Origin of the sequence: Saccharopolyspora thermophila, assembly GCF_014646075.1 — a bacterium.
Classification (GTDB): Bacteria; Actinomycetota; Actinomycetes; order Mycobacteriales; family Pseudonocardiaceae; genus Saccharopolyspora; species Saccharopolyspora thermophila.
Window position 1 is genome coordinate 405488 of the sequence record NZ_BMMT01000002.1, and the last position, 17040, is coordinate 422527.

The window sequence follows — 17040 nt, forward strand, 5'->3', positions numbered from 1 at the left end:
ATTGTCCCGCGCGCCCGCGGGGGCGGGCGACTCCGCGACGGGCTGCCGAACCGGAAGGGGCCGCCCGCGCGGCAGGCTGTCAGGCCGTCCGGCGCCAGTACTGGCGATTGTCCCGGTCGCGGACGACCACCCCGTGCCTGCCGAGTTCGGCGCGCAACAGCGTCGCTTCCTTGCCGTCCCGCTTGCGGACCGCGCGGTCGCGCGCGGCCATCAGCGTGTTGATCCGCAGCGACAGCTCCGGGGTGTCCGCCATCCAGAGCTGGTAGTCGGCCGCGTGCGGATCCTCGTCGTGCCACGGGTATCCGTGTTCGCGGAAGGCGCTGCGCAGCTCCCGCCTGTCCAAATCGGACCGCTTGCGGACCGCTTCCGCGCCGGCGCCGTCCAGCACCACCAGGTCCCTGCCGTCGACGAACACCGCGCCGACCCCCGCGCGGTCGATTCGCTCGGTGGACCGGCCGACGGTCAGCTCGACCCGGTCAGGCGCCACCACCACCGCCAGCCGCTCCTGCGCCATCAGCCCGGCGAAGCCGAAGCCGATCATCGCGCCCACCAGCAGCGAACCCGTCAGCCCCCACGGGTCCGGCACCGCGGCGACCAGCTCGAACACGCCCTGGAACGGCGCCCACGGCAGCGAGGTGACCCAGCCCGACACCAGCCGCAGCAGCAGCACCAGCACGGCCCCCAGCGCCGGGCACACCACCCATGAGCCGTACCGGACCAGGTGGTGCTCGGTCACGGTCGTGGGCGCGTTCCCGGAACCAGCAGCCATGCCCGCCATTATCCCGACGTGGAAGGGCCCGGGGCGCCGCAGCACCCCGGACCCCCGGTCAGCGGCTCAGGCGCCCGCCTCGCGAAGAAGGATGTCCACGGCGCCGTCATTGCGCGCGGTCTCCTTCTCGATCACCTCGTCAGGCGGGTAGAACCCGTCGAGGCCACCGCCGTTGGCCGGGTACATCTCGAAGGTGTAGGCCAGGATCTTGTGCTGGCCCCACATCCAGTCGAGGCTGTCGCCGTCGGTGATGTACAGGTCGCTGGACTGCTGCGGGGTGTAGCCGTTGGACTCCGCCATCTCCTGGCCGACCCGCGCGAACCGGTCGTACTCCTCCTGCGTCATGCCCTCGGTGACGTCGTCGGTGGTGTGCCCGAAGGGCCACAGCACGAGCTCGGAGTAGGTGTGAAAGTCGATCGCGGCCTTGATCTGCTGCTGGCCGCCGACCACCCGCGAGTCGATGAAGTCGCGCATCGCCGCGGTCTCCGGGGCCGACCACGCCGCGGCGCCCCGGTAGGTCTCGTCGTTCGGGGCATCGCTGGACCCGCCGCAGCAGCCCCACTTGTAACCCCAGTTGCGGTTGAGGTCGGTGCCGCTGTCCTGCCGGTTCTTGCGCCAGCCCCGGTACTGGCCGGACTCCACGTCGTAGACCGAGCCGTCCGGGTTGACCACCGGGATGATCCAGACCTCCCGGTTGTCGACCATGTCCTTCACGGCCGGGTCGCTGTAGTTGTCGGTGAACCGCTTGGCGATGTGCAGGCACATCTCGGTGGTCAGGTGCTCGCGCGCGTGCTGGTTGCAGTCGAACAGCACCTCGGGCTCGTCCTCGTCCTGCCCGACGTTGTCGCTGATCTTGAGCACCGGGATGTCGCGGCCCTCGAAGGATGTGCCGATGCTGGACTTCGCCGCGATGTCCGGGTGGTCCGCGACCGTCGCGTCCAGCTCGGCGACCATCTCGTCGTAGTTGTGGTAGCCCTGGTCCTCGGGCGGGAAGTCGCCCGGCACGCGCTGCGTGCCGTTGCGGCGTCGCAGCGCCTCGGAGACCGTGGTCTCCTTCTTCAGCGTGAAACCGGCGGCGCGCAGCTGCTCGGCCTGCTCGGGGCTGGCCTCGATGGTGGCCACGCCGCCGGAGACCGACAGCACGAGGGCGCCGGTGCGGTTGATCTCGGTGCGGCTGGCGCTGTCGGTGTTCGCGACGGTGTAGAGGGCGTTTTCCTGGCTGGCGGTCGTCGGCTCCGCGGACACGCTGGCCTGGATCGGGGCCAACAGGACCAGGCACGCGGCGGCCGCCACCGCCGCTGCCCTGCGCCGTGAGCTGAACATGGGGTCTCCGATCGATCACTGGTGGTGACGTGGAGACCTTGGATGAGGCGCCCGATCTTGGCAAGTCGCTGGCGAACAATGGCCTGTGGTTGACATTTTCCCATTTCAGCGGCCTGGCGGGGGCATGCGGGTGTGACCGGCGACCAGGTTCGCGGACAGCTGTGACCCGCGCCGACTACCCTGGTCGGCAGAGTCCCCGGGCATTGGAAGGACGAACATGCTCACCCGAACCGACCTGCGCGGTCGTGTCCCGTCCACCGCCGAGCTGCGCGCGACCCTGCCGCGCGCCGAGATGGACGTGGAGCACGTGCTGCATCGGGTTCGGCCGGTGATCGAGTCCGTCCGGGACCGCGGGGTGGCGGCGGTACTGGACTTCACCGAGAAGTTCGACGGAGTTCGACCGGAACGGGTGAGAGTCGCGGCGGCGGAGCTGCAGCGCGCGCTCGACGAGCTCGACCCCGCGGTGCGGGCCGCCCTGGAGGAGTCGATCAGCCGCACCCGCATGGTGCACAACGATCAACGGCGCACCGACACGACCACGCAGGTGGTGCCCGGCGGCACGGTCACCGAGCGCTGGGTGCCGGTGGCGCGCGTCGGCCTGTACGCGCCGGGCGGTCTGGCGGTGTACCCGTCCAGCGTGGTGATGAACGTCGTCCCGGCGCAGGCCGCCGGGGTGGAGTCGCTGGTGGTGTGCAGCCCGCCGCAGGCGGAGTTCGGCGGCCTGCCGCACCCGACGATTCTGGCCGCCGCGAGGCTGCTGGGCGTCGAGGAGGTGTGGGCGGTCGGCGGTGCCCAGGCGGTGGCGCTGCTGGCCTACGGCGGACAGGACACCGACGGTGCCGAGCTGGCCCCGGTGGACATGGTGACCGGGCCGGGCAACGTCTACGTGACCGCCGCCAAGCGGCACCTGCGCAGCCTGATCGGCATCGACTCGGAGGCCGGTCCGACCGAGATCGCGGTGCTGGCCGACGAGACCGCGGACCCGGTGCACGTGGCCGCGGACCTGATCAGCCAGGCCGAGCACGACACCCTGGCCGCCAGCGTGCTGGTGACCACCTCGGAAAAGCTGGCCGACGCGGTGGACGCCGAGCTGGAGCGTCAGGTGGCGCAGACCAAGCACGTCGAGCGGATCCGCACCGCGCTGACCGGTCGGCAGTCCGGCTGCATCCTGGTGTCCGATGTGGATGACGGGGTAAGGGTGGTCGACGCCTACGCGGCCGAGCACCTGGAGATCCAGACAGCAGACGCCGAGGCGGTGGCGGCGCGGGTGCGCAACGCGGGGGCGATCTTCGTCGGCCCCTACGCGCCGGTGTCGCTGGGCGACTACTGCGCGGGTTCCAACCACGTGCTGCCCACCGGCGGCTGTGCGCGGCACTCGTCCGGGTTGAGCGTGCAGAGCTTCCTGCGCGGTATCCACGTGATCTCCTACAGCGAGCAGGCGTTGCGCGACGTGGCCGACAAGGTGGTGGCGCTGGCCGACGCCGAGGACCTGCCCGCGCACGGCCAGGCGATCACCGCCCGCTTCCCCCGCTGACGACCGAAGGAGGACGCATGGGTGCCGACTTTCGTCCCGGGCCCTGCGGCCGACCGGGTGTCCCGCAAGATTCCGAAGGTAGAACCCATGAGTGACGTGCTCGGCGCGGACACGACGCTGGCCGACCTGCCGCTGCGGGACGACCTGCGCGGTCGCAGCCCCTATGGCGCACCGCAGCTGGACGTCTCGGTGCGGCTGAACACCAACGAGAACCCCTATCCGCCGCCGCGGGATCTGGTTGACGACGTGACGGCGGCCGTGCAGGAGGCCGCGACCGCACTGCACCGCTACCCGGATCGCGACGCCCGGGCGCTGCGCGCCGACCTGGCGGCCTACCTGACCGGTGCGACGGGCGTGCCGCTGGCGATGGAGAACGTGTGGGCCGCCAACGGCTCCAACGAGGTACTCCAGCAGATCCTGCAGGCGTTCGGCGGGCCCGGGCGCACCGCGCTGGGCTTCGAACCGTCCTACTCGATGCACCCGATCCTGTCGGCGGGCACCCGCACCGACTGGGTGCCGGCGCCGCGCCGGGACGACTTCAGCCTGGACGGCCGGCAGGCGGCCCGGATCGTGGCCGAGAAGCAGCCCAGCGTGGTGTTCGTGACCAGCCCGAACAACCCCACCGGGCAGTCGGTGTCGCAGGACGACCTGCGCGCGATCCTCGACGCCGCCCCCGGGGTGGTGGTGGTCGACGAGGCGTACGCGGAGTTCTCCGCGCGGCCCAGTGCGGTCGGGCTGATCGAGGAGTACCCGGCGAAGGTGATCGTCAGCCGCACGATGAGCAAGGCGTTCGCGTTCGCCGGCGGTCGGCTCGGCTACCTGGCCGCGGCGCCGGCGGTCATCGACGCGCTGCTGCTGGTGCGGCTGCCGTACCACCTGTCCGTGGTCACCCAGGCCGCGGCGCGCGCCGCCCTGCGGCACGCCGCGGCCACGCTCGGCTCGGTGCGGGCGCTGATCGACGAGCGCGAGCGGGTGGTGCGGGCGCTGCGGGAGATGGGTTTCTCGCCGGTGCCCAGCGACGCCAACTTCGTCCTGTTCGGACGGTTCGGGGACGCACACCGCGCCTGGCAGCGCTACCTGGATGCCGATGTGCTGATCCGCGACGTCGGCATCCCCGGCCACCTGCGGGTCACCATCGGCACGCCGGAGGAGAACGACGCCTTCCTGGCGGCGAGCAAGGTCGTGAGCGAGGAGATCACCCAGTGACGTTCCAGCAGGGGACCCGGATCGGCCGGGTCGAGCGCACCACCAAGGAGTCCTCGGTGCTGGTCGAGCTCGACCTCGACGGCACCGGCCAGGTCGACATCGACACCACGGTGCCGTTCTACGACCACATGCTCACCGCCCTGGGCACGCACGCGGCGTTCGACCTGAAGGTGAAGTCGACCGGCGACACCCACATTGACGCCCACCACACGGTGGAGGACACCGCGATCGTGCTCGGTCAGGCCCTGCGTCAGGCGTTGGGCGACAAGAAGGGCATCCGTCGTTTCGGCGACGCCTGGATCCCGATGGACGAGACCCTGGCGCACGCGGCGGTGGACGTCTCGGGCCGTTCCTACTGCGTTCTGACCGGGGAACCGGAGCAGTACAACAGCTTCACGATCGGCGGCAACTACCCGTTCGTCCTCAACCGCCACGTCTTCGAGTCCCTGGCGTTCCACGCCCAGATCAACCTGCATGTCCGGGTGATCCACGGTCGGGACCCCCACCACATCGCGGAAGCCCAGTACAAGGCGATCGCCCGAGCCCTGCGAGCCGCGGTGGAACCGGACCCCCGCTTCGCCGGAGTAATCCCCTCCACCAAGGGCGCCCTGTAACAGATCCTCTCCGGTGAGGGGCGCCCCTGAGCGCTCAAGGGCGCCCCATACCTCCGTCAGGGCAGGTCGAAACGACCGGCCTTCGCCGAGCGGATCATGGCGGTGAACTCGCTCGGCGCGAGCAGCAGCGCGGGTCCGGTGGGGTTCTTCGAGTCCCGGACCGCGGTGAACTCCGCGGTGGCACCGACCTCGACGCACTGGGCACCTTGCTGGCTGCGGCTGCTCTTGCGCCACTGAACCGCTAAGTCGGATGCCCGGTCAACGTGGCTCACATGAACTCCTTCTGCAGCTTGCGGATGAACGACAGTGACTTTAGCGGTTCCAGCGCGGTGCTGGTCAGATGATGAAAGTTCGTCTTCAGCCTGCGTACCTGCGCTGGCTTCTCCGGGTAGACGTTACCCGCCGCGCAGTCCACGTAGCCGATCTCGGGATCAGTGGGTTCGGCGAACTCGACGAGCGTGAAGGAGCCGCTTGCCGCGACATGCTCACCTGCGCTGAACGGCAGGACCTGAACCGTGAGCTTGGTGCTTTCACACAACGTGAGCAGGTGTTCGAGCTGTTCGCGCATGACCTCTGGGCTGCCCACCCGCCTGCGGAACACCGCTTCATCGAGCACGGCCCACACGGTGAGTGGGTCGGTTTCCCGCGTCAGTGCCTGTTGCCGTGCCATCCGCAGACCGACGAGCCGTTCCAACTCGGCATTGGGCCTGCCCGGATCCTCCGCGCGGAGCCAGGCCCGGGCGTAGTCCTCCGTCTGCAAAAGACCAGGCACGATCAACGTTTCGAAGATGAGCAGCGACGCGGCCGCTTCCTCAACGCTGAGGTACAGGTCGAAGTCGGTGGGCAGGACGTCATCGAACTCCTGCCACCACCCGCGCTGCTCCGCAGCCTGAGCGAGTTCCAGGACCTTCTTCCGCGTCTTGTCGTCGGCGTTGTAGGCGTCGAGCAGAGCTCGAATGTCCTTCAGGAGCACCACGTTATGGCCGGTTTCGAGCCGCGAGAGCTTCGCCGTGGACATGCCTGCGCGCCGCCTGGCTTGCTCGTTGCTGAGTCCAGCGCTGAGACGCAACGCCTTCAGCACGCCTCCCAATCGGCGCCGTCCCATCGTCGGGGCCATTCCGGCCATGACACCTCCTGCGGTCGTGTACCTGGTCAGTCTCCATGTCGATCGATCGGCTGCCAATGAGCGACACGACCCGATTGGTGGACTTTCGGAATGAATACTTCAGTGTAACTTACAAAGAGTCGATCACGTGGTCAGCAGAAATTCGACCAGGAACCATGCTGAAAGCCGAGGTAGATGCGATGGCCACCGAGTACGCCGCGAACCGCCACTACTGGTTGCCCATTCCGGGTGCAGGCGACATCGGCGGGACGCGCCACGCCTTCCGCGGGCTGCGCTGGGAAGGACAGTCTTCGGGATCAACCGTGTGTGGTCAGGAAGTCGCGATGGCCAAACCGTCCGAAATGGACTGGTGTCTCTTCCCGACCTGCCAGCTGTGCAACGGAATTCTCGTCGCAGAGCAGCGCCCTGATGATCGACGCGAAGGGGCCTGAGCTGATCACGTGGATCACTGCCGCCGGCGTCGCCTCCATCTGCGCGCCACGTGGTTCCGCTACCGTTGCTGGTCGTATGCAGCACGCCGGAGGCGGCGATGGTGCGCTGATGGTCCGGTATCTCGGCAAAGCACCCGAATTCGCGCGCTACCACCCGCAGCGCGGGCAAGGGACTCACATGGCCATGCGCGCAATCTTCTTGTGCTGCAACGAATCCTCGCTGGATTGCGGCGCATGTAGACCCGGCTCGGTGCTGGTCGCTTCCCTCCCCGACACCCAGCACCGAGCCGCCCGGCCGTGGCGGTGTGTGGCCCCCGACGCACCGCCCGGCCGGATCCAGGTCCACCTGCCGTCACCGATGCAGCTCGGAGTGGTGATCTCCCGCGACGGCCGCCCGCTGGCCGACCTTCCCGCCGGGGCGAAGATCGGCACATCCGCCGTCCGCCGCCACGCCCAACTGGGTCTGTACCGGCCTGATCTGATCATAGAGCGAGTCAGGGGCAGCGTGAACCGCCGGATCAACAAGCTCGACGACGGTGAGTACGACGCGATCCTCCTTGCCCGCGCCGGCCTGGAACGGGTGGGCCTGGACCACCGCATCACCGAAGTCCTGCCCACCACGTGGGCCGACGGGGAAACCCCCGCCATGGTTCCCGCCGTCGGCGCAGCCGTGATCGGCGTGCAGGCCCGCACCGCGGACGAGCTGGTCATGCGGCTGCTCGACGAACTCAATGACCCCGGCACCGCCCGGCACATCACCGCCGAACGGACGATGCTGCACATGCTCCGGGGCCACTGCAACAGCCCCATCGCCGGACACGCCCACACCACCGCCGACGGCCAGCTCAGCCTGTTCGGCATGGTGTTCAACCGCGACGGCTCGCGGTGGGTCCGCTCCCACGGCTGGGGTCCCACCGACGACCCTGCCAGCCTGGGCGCATGGGTCGCCGGAGACCTGCTCCGCCAGGGAGCCCGACGCCTGATCACCGCCACGCGCAAGTGAGAACCCGAGTCGCCTTAACCGTCCCATGTGGACGTTCGCGGGTACGGGTGGTGGGCGACACCGCAGCACGGCCGCGTCGAGAACGGCCGACCCGGTGTCACCGGCTGACGTGGCCTCGCGGGTAGGCTGCCGGGCATGGCGGACTACCTCCCGATCGTGCTGCTCGCGGTCGCAGGCTTCCTGGTCGGCGGCGTCTACGCGACCTGGAAGACCGCGCGGGGCTGCGCGATCCTGCTCGCGGTGGCCGCCGTCATGGCGATCGTCGGCGGCATTGGCTGGATGGTGTACGGCTGAACGCTCCACCAGCCGATAACGTACGCAGATCGTGCACGTTCCGTGACGATCTGACTACTCTGCTTGCTACAGTGCGCGGTTGGTCGTCGGCCTGACCTGGTCGACGTCGAGCGGGATCGACTCGTGCGGCGGGGAGGACTCTGGGGATGGCAACTGCTGCGGCGTGGCTGGTGCGCGGTGGTCGAGATGGCGAGCGAGAGGACCGTGCCCTGAGCTCCGGCCTGGTGATCGCCGGGTGGACCGAGGTCGGTGACCTGAGCGGATCGACCACCAAAGCGGACGTGCGGGAACACATCGAGCGTTCCTATCCGCACGAGAGCAAGGCGAGGGTGGCGAACTGGACCGGGCAGCTATGGCGGCTTGTCTCCGAGATGCAGGAGGGGGACCACGTCGTCATGCCGCTCAAGACCCGGCCACAGCAGATCGCGATCGGTCGCGTCAGCGGACCATACCGCTTTGACTCCACCGCGCCGCCCGGCTTCCAGCACGTCCGCCCGGTGGACTGGATCCGCAAGGACGTTCCGCGGGATGCGGTGCAACGCGATCTGTTGGACAGCATGGGATCGTTGTTGACGATCTGCAGGCTGCAGCGTTTCGGGGCAGCCCGGCGAGTGGCACAGATCGCCGCACACGGAGTTGACCCCGGGCCCACCGCAGACGAGCAGGAGTGGCATGGGGTGCGGTCGCCGCGCGATCTGGTCGACAAGGCAGTCGCCGCCTCAGCAGAGTCTCCGTTTCAGCTTTCGATCAGGGAACTGCTGGCGTGTTGGGGGGTGCTGCGCCGCACCCCGGCCAACATCGCTGCGATCGAGGCTGATCTGAGCGAGTTCGGAATCACCACCAAACCGCCGTTCACCGAGGGGTGGCTCGACAACAAGGTCGAGATCGTGCCGGTCGGTGAGGAACCTGGTGATGCGGAGGAGCCGGCAAGTCGCGCAGCGACCGAGAACACGCAGGAAGCGTCCGAGTTTCCGCCCATCACGTTGCGGATGGGCATGCTGAAGTCGGCGAACAGCGGTGTGGCCAGCGTTCGACCCGGCGACACACTGTTGAGCGCGACGACTCGGATGGTCGCCGACAACTATTCGCAGCTGGCAGTCATCGATGACGAGGGACACCTGCACGGTGCGGTCAGTTGGGAGTCAATCGGCCAGGCTCGCATGTCGCGGACCCCGAGCCTGGTGTCAGACGCGATCGTGCCGGCCCGGACTGTCGAGCACAGCGAAGATCTCCTGACTCAGTTGGACGAGATCTACCGCAGCGGCTACGTCTTCGTCCGCGGGGCAGACCAGGCAATCTGCGGCATCGTGACGACAGCGGATCTCACCGGACAGTTCGGCGAAATCGCCCGCCCCTTCGTACTGATCGAGGAAGCCGAGCGGCGGTTGCGGCGGCGGGTGGACGAGGTGTTCAGCCTGGGGGAGATCCAGTACGTGGCGCGTCGAGGTCGTAGTGCGGTGCGGTCGGCCGCGGATCTCACCCTCGGGAACTACCGATACCTGCTCGAGCCGGTTGCACACTGGCAGCGGCTTGGATGGCCGCTGGATCACCAGGTTTTCCTCGACCGCCTGGAGCAGGTCCGTGCTATCCGGAACGAACTGATGCACTTCACCCCAGACCCACTCAATGCCGCGCAGCTCGATTGCCTGACCGGATTCGTGCGGATGTTGCGCACGGTCGACCCGCGCGGCTGAGCAGGTGACAAGGGCCCGGCCAGCGCTGTGGCCGGGCCCGTCGTGCGCGCGTTAGTTCGCCGCAGCCGTGACCTTGTCGGGTTCCTGCTGCTGGCCGCCGCCGTGGCCGTCGTCGACGAAGGACTGCTCGTCGAACGGCTCGCGGCCCGCGAAGACCTGCTTCATCCGGTCGCGGTCGATCTCCTTGGTCCACGCGCCGATCAGGACCGTCGCCACCGCGTTGCCCGCGAAGTTCGTCAGCGCCCGGGCCTCGGACATGAACCGGTCGATGCCCACGATCAGGCCGACGCCGTCGAGCAGTTCCGGCCGGTGCGACTGCAGGCCGCCCGCCAGCGTCGCCAGGCCCGCGCCGCTGACCCCCGCCGCGCCCTTGGAGGCGATCATCATGAACAGCAGCAGGCCCACCTGCTCACCCAGCGACAGCGGGGCGCCCAGCGCGCTCGCGATGAACAGCGACGCCATGGTCAGGTAGATCATCGTGCCGTCCAGGTTGAACGAGTAGCCGGTCGGCACCGTGATGCCCACCACCGGCTTGCTCACCCCGAGGTGCTCCATCTTCGCGATCAGCCGTGGCAGGGCCGCCTCCGACGACGAGGTGGACACGATCAGCAGGAACTCGCGGCCCAGGTACCGCAGCAGCGAGAAGATGTTGACCCGCGCGAACATCCACAGCACCGGGCCCAGCACGAGGAACACGAACAGCAGGCAGGTCACGTAGAAGCCGAACATGATCACGGCCAGACCCTTGAGCGCCTGCACGCCGGTCGCGCCGACGACCGCCGCGATCGCGCCGAACGCGCCCACCGGGGCCGCCCACATCACCATCGCCAGCATCTTGAACACCAGCCGCTGCAGGTGCTCGATGCCGCGCAGGATCGGCGCACCCTTGTCCCCCATGGCCTGCAGCGCGAAGCCGGCCAGCAGGGCGACCAGCAGCGTCTGCAGCACCTCGCCCTCGGTCAGGGACGACACCAGGGTGTGCGGGATGATCCCGAGCAGGAAGTCGGTGGTGCTCTCGGCGCCCTCACCGGCCTGCGCGGCGCCCTGGCCGCGCAGCGCCTCGGTGATGTGCAGGCCCTCGCCCGGGTGCAGCACATTGCCCACCAGCAGGCCGATCACCAGCGCCACCAACGACATGATCAGGAAGTACACCAGCGCCAGGCCGCCGACCTTGCCGACCTTGGCCGCCTTGCGCACCCCGCCCACGCCGAGCACGATGGTGCAGAAGATCACCGGCGAGATCATCATCTTGATCAGGTTGACGAAGCCGGTGCCCAGCGGTTTGAGGGCCTTGCCGAGGTCGGGGGCGGCGAACCCGACGACGATCCCGGCCACCACCGCGACGATCACCGCCAGATACAGATAGTGCGTTCGATCTCGACGGCGGGCCGGTGCAGCGTCCTTGCGTGCCACTGTTGCGCTCCTACGGGCTACCGGGTAACACTCCAGCCACTCGTGTCCCAGGTCACGGTGTGGCTCGGGATGGAACTATCGGTGCCCGGTATCGTCCTCGTCACGCTTGTGTTCATTCTGTTCACGTCCTCGTCACGGGACCGCCATGCCCACTGCCGATCCCCGCAACTGGTTCGGCCGCGTCCGGCCGGGCTGGAGCCTGGCCCGTCAGCTGTTCGTGTTGCAGGTCGTGGTGGTGGCCGTCGTGGTGCTGGCCGGGGCGGGACTCGCCTGGTACGACGCCCAGCGGCGCACCGAGGAGGCGGCCGGCGACCAGGTCGTGGCGGTCGCCCGCACGCTGGCCGCGCTGCCCGATGTTCGCCAGGGCATGGTCGCGCCGAATCCACCCGCGACCCTGCAGCCGCTGGCCGAGCGGGTCCGGGCCGACACCGGGGTCGACTTCATCACGATGATGTCGCCGCAGGGGATCCGCTATACCCACCCGGATCCCAGCCGCATCGGGCAGCGGTTCCTGGGACACATCGAGCCCGCCGTGGCGGGGACGGCGTTCACCGAGACCTACACCGGCACCCTCGGCCCGTCGCTGCGCGCCGTCGTGCCGGTGTACGACGACGCCGGTCGGCTTGTCGGCCTGGTGTCCGTGGGGATCACGATGCCGGTGCTCACCGCCGAGCTGCGCCTGGCGGTGGTCGGGCTGGCGATCGTCGCCGGGGCCGCGCTGCTGCTCGGCGGGCTGCTGACGTACCTGGTCAGCGCGCGGATCCGCCGCCACACGCACGGCCTGCGACCCGCCGAGCTGAGCCGCATGTACGAGTACCACGACGCGATCCTGCACGCCGTGCGCGAGGGGCTGCTGCTGGTGGCGCCGTCCGGCACGGTGACCTTGTGCAACGATGGGGCCGCTGTGCTGCTGTCGTTGGATCCCGCCGATGCCGAGGGAAGGCACGTCTGCGAACTGGGACTGCCGCCGTCGCTTGTGGACACCCTCGGAGCCGGGCGCGCCGTGCGGGACGAGGTGCACCTGACCGACGAGCACGTGCTGCTGGTCAACGTCTCGCCGATCCGCAGCGGAGGCCGGGACCTGGGCGTTGTCGCCACGCTGCGTGACCACACCGAGCTGCAGGCGCTGAGTCGGGAGCTGGACTCGATGCGCGGCTTCGCCGAGTCGCTGCGATCGCAGGCCCACGAGTCGGCCAACCGCCTGCACACCGTGGTGTCGCTGATCGAACTCGGCCGCCCGGACGAGGCCGTCGCGTTCGCCACCGCCGAACTCCAGCTCGCCCAGCGGCTCACCGACCGGGTCGTCGGGGCCGTCGGCGAACCGGTGGTCGCCGCGCTGCTGCTCGGCAAGAGCGCCGAGGCGGGCGAGCGCGGTGTGGAGGTGGTGCTCACCGAGGACTCCGAGATCGACGACGTCGCCGTGCAGCACCTCGACTCCCGGGACCTGGTGACGATCCTGGGGAACCTGATCGACAACGCCGTCGAGGCCACCCTGGACCGCCCGCACCCCAGGGTGGAGGTGACCATCCGCTCCACCGCGGACGGGGTGCTCATCCAGGTCGCCGACAACGGGCCCGGCCTTGACCCGCGGGCCGCCGAGCAGGTCTTCCAGCGCGGCTGGTCCACGAAGAGCGACGGCCGCGGGCTGGGGCTCGCGCTGGTCGGCCAGAGCGTGCGGCGCCACCGCGGCACGATCGAGGTGCGCGGCGAGGGCGGCGCGGTGTTCACCGTGCGGCTCCCGGCCGGATCGGGCGTGGTGCGGTGATCACGGTCCTGGTGGTGGAGGACGATCCACTGGTCGGTGAGGCGCATGAGACCTACGTCAACCGACTCGACGGGTTCTGCGTCGTCGGCCGGGTCCGCACCGGGCAGGACGCGCTGCGGTTCGTCGAACACACCCCGGTGGACCTGGTGCTGCTCGACCTGCGGCTGCCCGACATGGACGGCCTGCAGGTGGCCCGCGCGCTGCGGACCGCGGGCAGCAGCGCGGACGTGATCGCGGTGACCTCCGCCCGAGACCTCAAGGTGGTGCGCGCCGCGGTGTCCAGCGGCGTGGTGCAGTACCTGCTCAAGCCGTTCACCTTCGCCACGATGCGGGAGAAGCTGGAGCACTACGCGCGGTTCCGCGCCAGCCTCGGGCACGACCGGGAGGCCAGCGGGCAGGCCGAGATCGACCGGGCGTTCTCCGCGCTGCGGGGCGTGCACCGGGCTTCGCTGCCCAAGGGCATGGGGGAGGAGACCCTCTCCGTCGTCGTCGCCGCGCTGCGGGCGAACCCGGAAGGCGCCTCCGCCGGGGTCGTCGGCGAGGCGGTGGGGGTGTCCCGGGTGACCGCCCGTCGCTACCTGGAGTACCTGGTGAACAACGGCATGGCCGAGCGGCGCCCGCAGTACGGCGGGGTCGGCCGCCCCGAGATGACCTACCTCTGGATCGGCGAGCCCTGAGCCCTCAGCGCCGGACCGGGGCCCGGGCGCGGCCGAGTCAAAGGCGACCCCACGGGTGTCTCAGCGGCGGTCCTTGGTCGGGCGCAGGAGCGGGGCGCCCGGGCCGAACTCGGCGAGCCGGTCGTCGGCGTTGTGCAGCGCGCAGGTGCGCAGCGACAGGCAGCCGCAGCCGATGCAGCCGGTGAGGCGGTCCCGCAGGCGCTGCAGGCCGTCGATACGCGCGTCGAGCTCGTCGCGCCAGCGCCGTGACAGCCGCGCCCAGTCCGCCTTGGTGGGCGCGTGGTCGTGCGGCAGCGTCGACAGCGCCTCGGAGATCTGCTCCAGGCTCAGCCCGACGCGCTGCGCGGAGCGGATGAACGCCAGCCGCCGCAGCACCGATCGGTCGTAGCGGCGCTGGTTGCCGCTGGTGCGGGTGGTGTGGATCAGCCCGCGCTGCTCGTAGAAACGCAGCGCGGTCTGCGCGACCCCGCTGCGGTGGGCGACCTCTCCGATGGTCAACAGTTTCGGTAGCTTCGACACGACCGCCAGGCTAGCCGAAAACTTCGAGTTTGGTTGAGGTAATTTTCCTTCCGTCGCCTTGACTTCCAGCGCGCTGGAGGTTCCACGCTGGGTGACATGACGATCACCGCACCGCTCGGCTACGCCGACCTCCGGCCGCTGATGAGCGCCATGACCGGCGACGAGAAGCACTCGGCGGCCGCCACCTCCACGCTCGACGTGCTGTGGGTCCTCTACGACCAGGTCCTGTCGGTCGACCCGCAGCGCCCCGACGACCCCGACCGCGACCGCTTCCTGCTGTCCAAGGGCCACGGGCCGATGGCCTTCTACGCCGTGCTGACCGCCAAGGGCTTCCTCGACCCCGCCGAACTGCCCCGCTTCGGCCAGTTCGACTCCCGCCTCGGGTTCCACCCCGACCGCGTCCTGGTCCCCGGCGTGGAGATCGGCAGCGGTTCCCTCGGCCACGGCCTGCCGCTCGGGCTCGGCATGGCGCTCGGCCTGCGCGCGCAGGGCCGGCACCGGCCGCGCGTGGTGGTGCTCGTCGGCGACGCCGAACTCGACGAGGGCAGCAACCACGAGGCCATCCAGGTCGCCGGCCGCTGGGGTTTGTCCCAGCTGACCACCGTCGTGGTCGACAACCGCTCGTCCAGCACCGGCTGGCCCGGCGGCATCGCCGAGCGCTTCACCCGCGAGGGCTGGGCGGCGCACACCGTCAACGGCCGCGACCACGCGCAGCTGCGCCGAGCCCTCACCAGCACCCGCCCGGACCGCCCGCTCGTGGTGGTCGCCGAAGTCGAACCCAAGGAGTTGGCATGACCGCACCCGCCATCGCCCCCACCATGCGCGAGCAGTTCGTCCGGACCACCACCGACGCCCTCGACACCGACCCGCGGGTGGCCCTCGTGCTCGCCGAGATCTCCGCCGACCGCTTCACCGAGGCCGCGGCCCGCCACCCGCACCGGGTGCTCAACGTCGGCATCCGCGAACAGGCCCTGATCAGCGTCGCCGGTGGGCTGGCGCTGACCGGACTGCGCCCGGTGGTGCACTCGATCACGCCGTTCCTCGTCGAGCGGCCCTTCGAACAGCTCAAACTGGACCTCAACCACCAGGACGTCGGTGCTGTCGTGGTGAGCACCGGCGCCTCCTACGACTATCCGACCTCCGGCCGCACCCACATGGCCCCCGGCGACGTCGCGCTGATCGACACTCTGCCCGGTTGGACGGTGCACATCCCCGGCCATCCCGCGGAGGTCGACGCGCTGCTGCGCGCCGCACTGGCCGGCGACGACCGCGTCTACCTGCGGCTGTCCGAACGGGTCAACACCGAACCGCTGGTCACCGGCCCCGGCTGGCACACCGTCCGGCGCGGCAGCCGCGGCGTGGTGCTCGCCGTCGGGCCGGTGTTGCGGCCGGTGCTGGCCGCGACCGCGACGCTCGACGTGACCGTGCTGTACACCGCGACCATCCGGCCGTTCGACACCGCCGGGCTGCGGGCCGCGGTGCAGGCGGCGACCGCGGACGTCGTGCTCGTCGAGCCCTACCTGCGCGGCACCTCCACCCACGTCGTGGGCGACGCCCTCGCCGACACCCCACACCGCGTCCTGGCGCTGGGCGTCCGGCGGGACCGCGAGCTGCGGGCCTACGGCACCGCCGAGGAGCACGAGGCCGCGCACGGCCTGGGCCCGACCGAGATCGCCGCCAGCGTGCGGGAGTTCCTGGACGGAGCAGCCCGGTGACCTTCGGGCCGAGATCGATGACGGGCCGGACCCTCGGGAGCCTGACCTCCCGCGACGTGGGCTGACCTGCCGCCCCGGTAGCCTGGGACCGTGGCACGAGTCGTCATCCTGGACTACGGATCAGGCAACCTCCGCTCCGCCGAGCGGGCGTTGCAGCGCACCGGCGCCGACGTCGAGGTGACCGCCGACCATCGTGCCGCCATGGAGGCCGACGGTCTGGTCGTGCCCGGCGTCGGCGCCTTCGCCGCCTGCATGGAGGGACTCCTCCAGGTCGGCGGCGACCGGATCATCGACCACCGGCTGGCCGGGGACCGGCCCGTCCTCGGCATCTGCGTGGGCATGCAGGTGCTCTTCGACGAGGGTGTCGAGCACGGCATGCAGGCCAACGGCTGCGGCCAGTGGCCCGGCACCGTGGAGCGGCTGCACGCCCCCGTCCTGCCGCACATGGGCTGGAACGAGGTCCAGCCGCCCGAGGGCAGCGTCCTGTTCGCCGGCATCGAGCCCGGCACCCGGTTCTACTTCGTGCACTCCTACGCCGTGCGCAAGTGGGAGATGCAGCCGTCGGAGTCGATCGCGCCGCCGCTGGTCACCTGGGCCGAGCACGGCGAACCGTTCGTCGCCGCGGTGGAGAACGGGCCGCTGATGGCCACCCAGTTCCACCCGGAGAAGTCCGGCGACGCCGGGGCCCGCCTGCTGCGCAACTGGGTCGAGAGCCTGTGACGCGGCGGCACGGCCTGCTCGGGCCCGGCGCGGTGCGGGTGATCGCGCTCGTCCTGGCCCTTGGGATGGTCATCGGCATCGGCGCGCCGTACCTGGTGCAGGCCGGGTTCTCGGGGTGGGCCGTGCTGTTTTTGTCCGCGCTGGTGCTGGCGGTGCCGTTGCTCGCCGTCGCGCACTCCGAGCGCACCCGCCGCCAGCCTCCCGGGAGACGGCGCCTGTGACCGCGGACCGCGTGAC

Annotated in this window: 19 protein-coding genes; 13 read left to right on the forward strand and 6 right to left on the reverse strand. The window is 70.1% G+C overall.

Annotated elements, in window-relative coordinates; translation table 11 throughout:
• Positions 1-79 precede the first annotated feature (79 nt).
• Complete coding sequence (locus IEY17_RS05305; RefSeq protein ID WP_188986033.1) at positions 80-769, reverse strand: YqeB family protein; 690 nt, start codon at positions 767-769, stop codon at positions 80-82.
• 66 nt (positions 770-835) lie between these two features.
• Positions 836-2092 (reverse strand): M14 family metallopeptidase, encoded by a 1257-nt coding sequence (locus IEY17_RS05310; protein WP_188986035.1) that lies wholly within the window; start codon positions 2090-2092, stop codon positions 836-838.
• A 217-nt stretch (positions 2093-2309) separates the two neighbouring features.
• On the opposite strand from IEY17_RS05310, the gene hisD reads away from it, so the two are divergent.
• The 3 genes from hisD to hisB all read left to right on the forward strand — a co-directional run bounded on the left by hisD (position 2310) and on the right by hisB (position 5446).
• On the forward strand, positions 2310-3626 hold the full coding sequence (gene hisD / locus IEY17_RS05315) for a histidinol dehydrogenase (RefSeq protein WP_188986037.1): 1317 nt from the start codon (positions 2310-2312) through the stop codon (positions 3624-3626).
• 87 nt (positions 3627-3713) lie between these two features.
• Positions 3714-4832 (forward strand): histidinol-phosphate transaminase, encoded by a 1119-nt coding sequence (locus IEY17_RS05320; RefSeq protein WP_188986039.1) that lies wholly within the window; start codon positions 3714-3716, stop codon positions 4830-4832.
• Positions 4829-5446, forward strand: coding sequence for an imidazoleglycerol-phosphate dehydratase HisB (gene hisB / locus IEY17_RS05325; RefSeq protein ID WP_188986041.1), 618 nt, complete (start codon positions 4829-4831; stop codon positions 5444-5446). The genes IEY17_RS05320 and hisB overlap by 4 nt, the downstream gene beginning before the upstream one ends.
• A gap of 56 nt (positions 5447-5502) precedes the next feature.
• Here hisB and IEY17_RS05330 read toward each other — a convergent pair whose 3' ends face one another.
• Both IEY17_RS05330 and IEY17_RS05335 read right to left on the reverse strand, forming a co-directional pair.
• The gene (locus IEY17_RS05330) at positions 5503-5718 is read right to left on the reverse strand and encodes a DUF397 domain-containing protein (RefSeq protein ID WP_188986043.1); all 216 of its coding nucleotides are present in this window, start codon (positions 5716-5718) and stop codon (positions 5503-5505) included.
• Positions 5715-6572: a helix-turn-helix domain-containing protein gene (locus IEY17_RS05335; protein WP_188986045.1), complete on the reverse strand. Its 858-nt coding sequence runs from the start codon at positions 6570-6572 to the stop codon at positions 5715-5717. The genes IEY17_RS05330 and IEY17_RS05335 overlap by 4 nt, the downstream gene beginning before the upstream one ends.
• Positions 6573-6607: 35 nt before the next feature.
• Here IEY17_RS05335 and IEY17_RS25210 point away from each other — a divergent pair, with 35 nt between their 5' ends.
• From IEY17_RS25210 to IEY17_RS05355, 4 genes are all read left to right on the forward strand, one after another.
• Positions 6608-7003, forward strand: coding sequence for a hypothetical protein (locus tag IEY17_RS25210; protein WP_229679854.1), 396 nt, complete (start codon positions 6608-6610; stop codon positions 7001-7003).
• Positions 6981-8006: a hydroxymethylbilane synthase gene (gene hemC, locus IEY17_RS05345; RefSeq protein ID WP_188986047.1), complete on the forward strand. Its 1026-nt coding sequence runs from the start codon at positions 6981-6983 to the stop codon at positions 8004-8006. The genes IEY17_RS25210 and hemC overlap by 23 nt, the downstream gene beginning before the upstream one ends.
• A gap of 135 nt (positions 8007-8141) precedes the next feature.
• Entirely contained in the window at positions 8142-8300 is a 159-nt protein-coding gene (locus IEY17_RS05350; protein ID WP_188986049.1) for a hypothetical protein, read from the forward strand.
• 146 nt (positions 8301-8446) lie between these two features.
• Positions 8447-9994, forward strand: coding sequence for a CBS domain-containing anti-phage protein (locus tag IEY17_RS05355; RefSeq protein ID WP_188986051.1), 1548 nt, complete (start codon positions 8447-8449; stop codon positions 9992-9994).
• A 51-nt stretch (positions 9995-10045) separates the two neighbouring features.
• On the opposite strand, the gene IEY17_RS05360 is transcribed toward IEY17_RS05355, so the two are convergent.
• The gene (locus IEY17_RS05360) at positions 10046-11407 is read right to left on the reverse strand and encodes a cation:dicarboxylate symporter family transporter (RefSeq protein ID WP_188986053.1); all 1362 of its coding nucleotides are present in this window, start codon (positions 11405-11407) and stop codon (positions 10046-10048) included.
• Positions 11408-11552: 145 nt separating this feature from the next.
• On the opposite strand from IEY17_RS05360, the gene IEY17_RS05365 reads away from it, so the two are divergent.
• Both IEY17_RS05365 and IEY17_RS05370 read left to right on the forward strand, forming a co-directional pair.
• Positions 11553-13172, forward strand: a complete 1620-nt coding sequence (locus IEY17_RS05365) for a sensor histidine kinase (RefSeq protein ID WP_188986055.1) — start codon at positions 11553-11555, stop codon at positions 13170-13172.
• Positions 13169-13849, forward strand: coding sequence for a response regulator (locus IEY17_RS05370; protein ID WP_188986057.1), 681 nt, complete (start codon positions 13169-13171; stop codon positions 13847-13849). Before IEY17_RS05365 ends, IEY17_RS05370 begins: the two co-directional genes overlap by 4 nt.
• A 60-nt stretch (positions 13850-13909) precedes the next feature.
• Here IEY17_RS05370 and soxR read toward each other — a convergent pair whose 3' ends face one another.
• Positions 13910-14368: a redox-sensitive transcriptional activator SoxR gene (gene soxR / locus IEY17_RS05375; RefSeq protein WP_188986059.1), complete on the reverse strand. Its 459-nt coding sequence runs from the start codon at positions 14366-14368 to the stop codon at positions 13910-13912.
• Between the two features lie 96 nt (positions 14369-14464).
• On the opposite strand from soxR, the gene IEY17_RS05380 reads away from it, so the two are divergent.
• The 4 genes from IEY17_RS05380 to IEY17_RS05395 all read left to right on the forward strand — a co-directional run bounded on the left by IEY17_RS05380 (position 14465) and on the right by IEY17_RS05395 (position 17024).
• Entirely contained in the window at positions 14465-15163 is a 699-nt protein-coding gene (locus IEY17_RS05380; protein WP_188986061.1) for a thiamine pyrophosphate-dependent enzyme, read from the forward strand.
• Positions 15160-16083 (forward strand): transketolase family protein, encoded by a 924-nt coding sequence (locus IEY17_RS05385; RefSeq protein ID WP_188986063.1) that lies wholly within the window; start codon positions 15160-15162, stop codon positions 16081-16083. Before IEY17_RS05380 ends, IEY17_RS05385 begins: the two co-directional genes overlap by 4 nt.
• 90 nt (positions 16084-16173) lie before the next feature.
• Complete coding sequence (hisH, locus tag IEY17_RS05390; protein WP_188986065.1) at positions 16174-16803, forward strand: imidazole glycerol phosphate synthase subunit HisH; 630 nt, start codon at positions 16174-16176, stop codon at positions 16801-16803.
• Positions 16800-17024, forward strand: a complete 225-nt coding sequence (locus IEY17_RS05395) for a hypothetical protein (RefSeq protein ID WP_188986067.1) — start codon at positions 16800-16802, stop codon at positions 17022-17024. The genes hisH and IEY17_RS05395 overlap by 4 nt, the downstream gene beginning before the upstream one ends.
• The last annotated feature ends 16 nt before the right edge of the window (positions 17025-17040 follow it).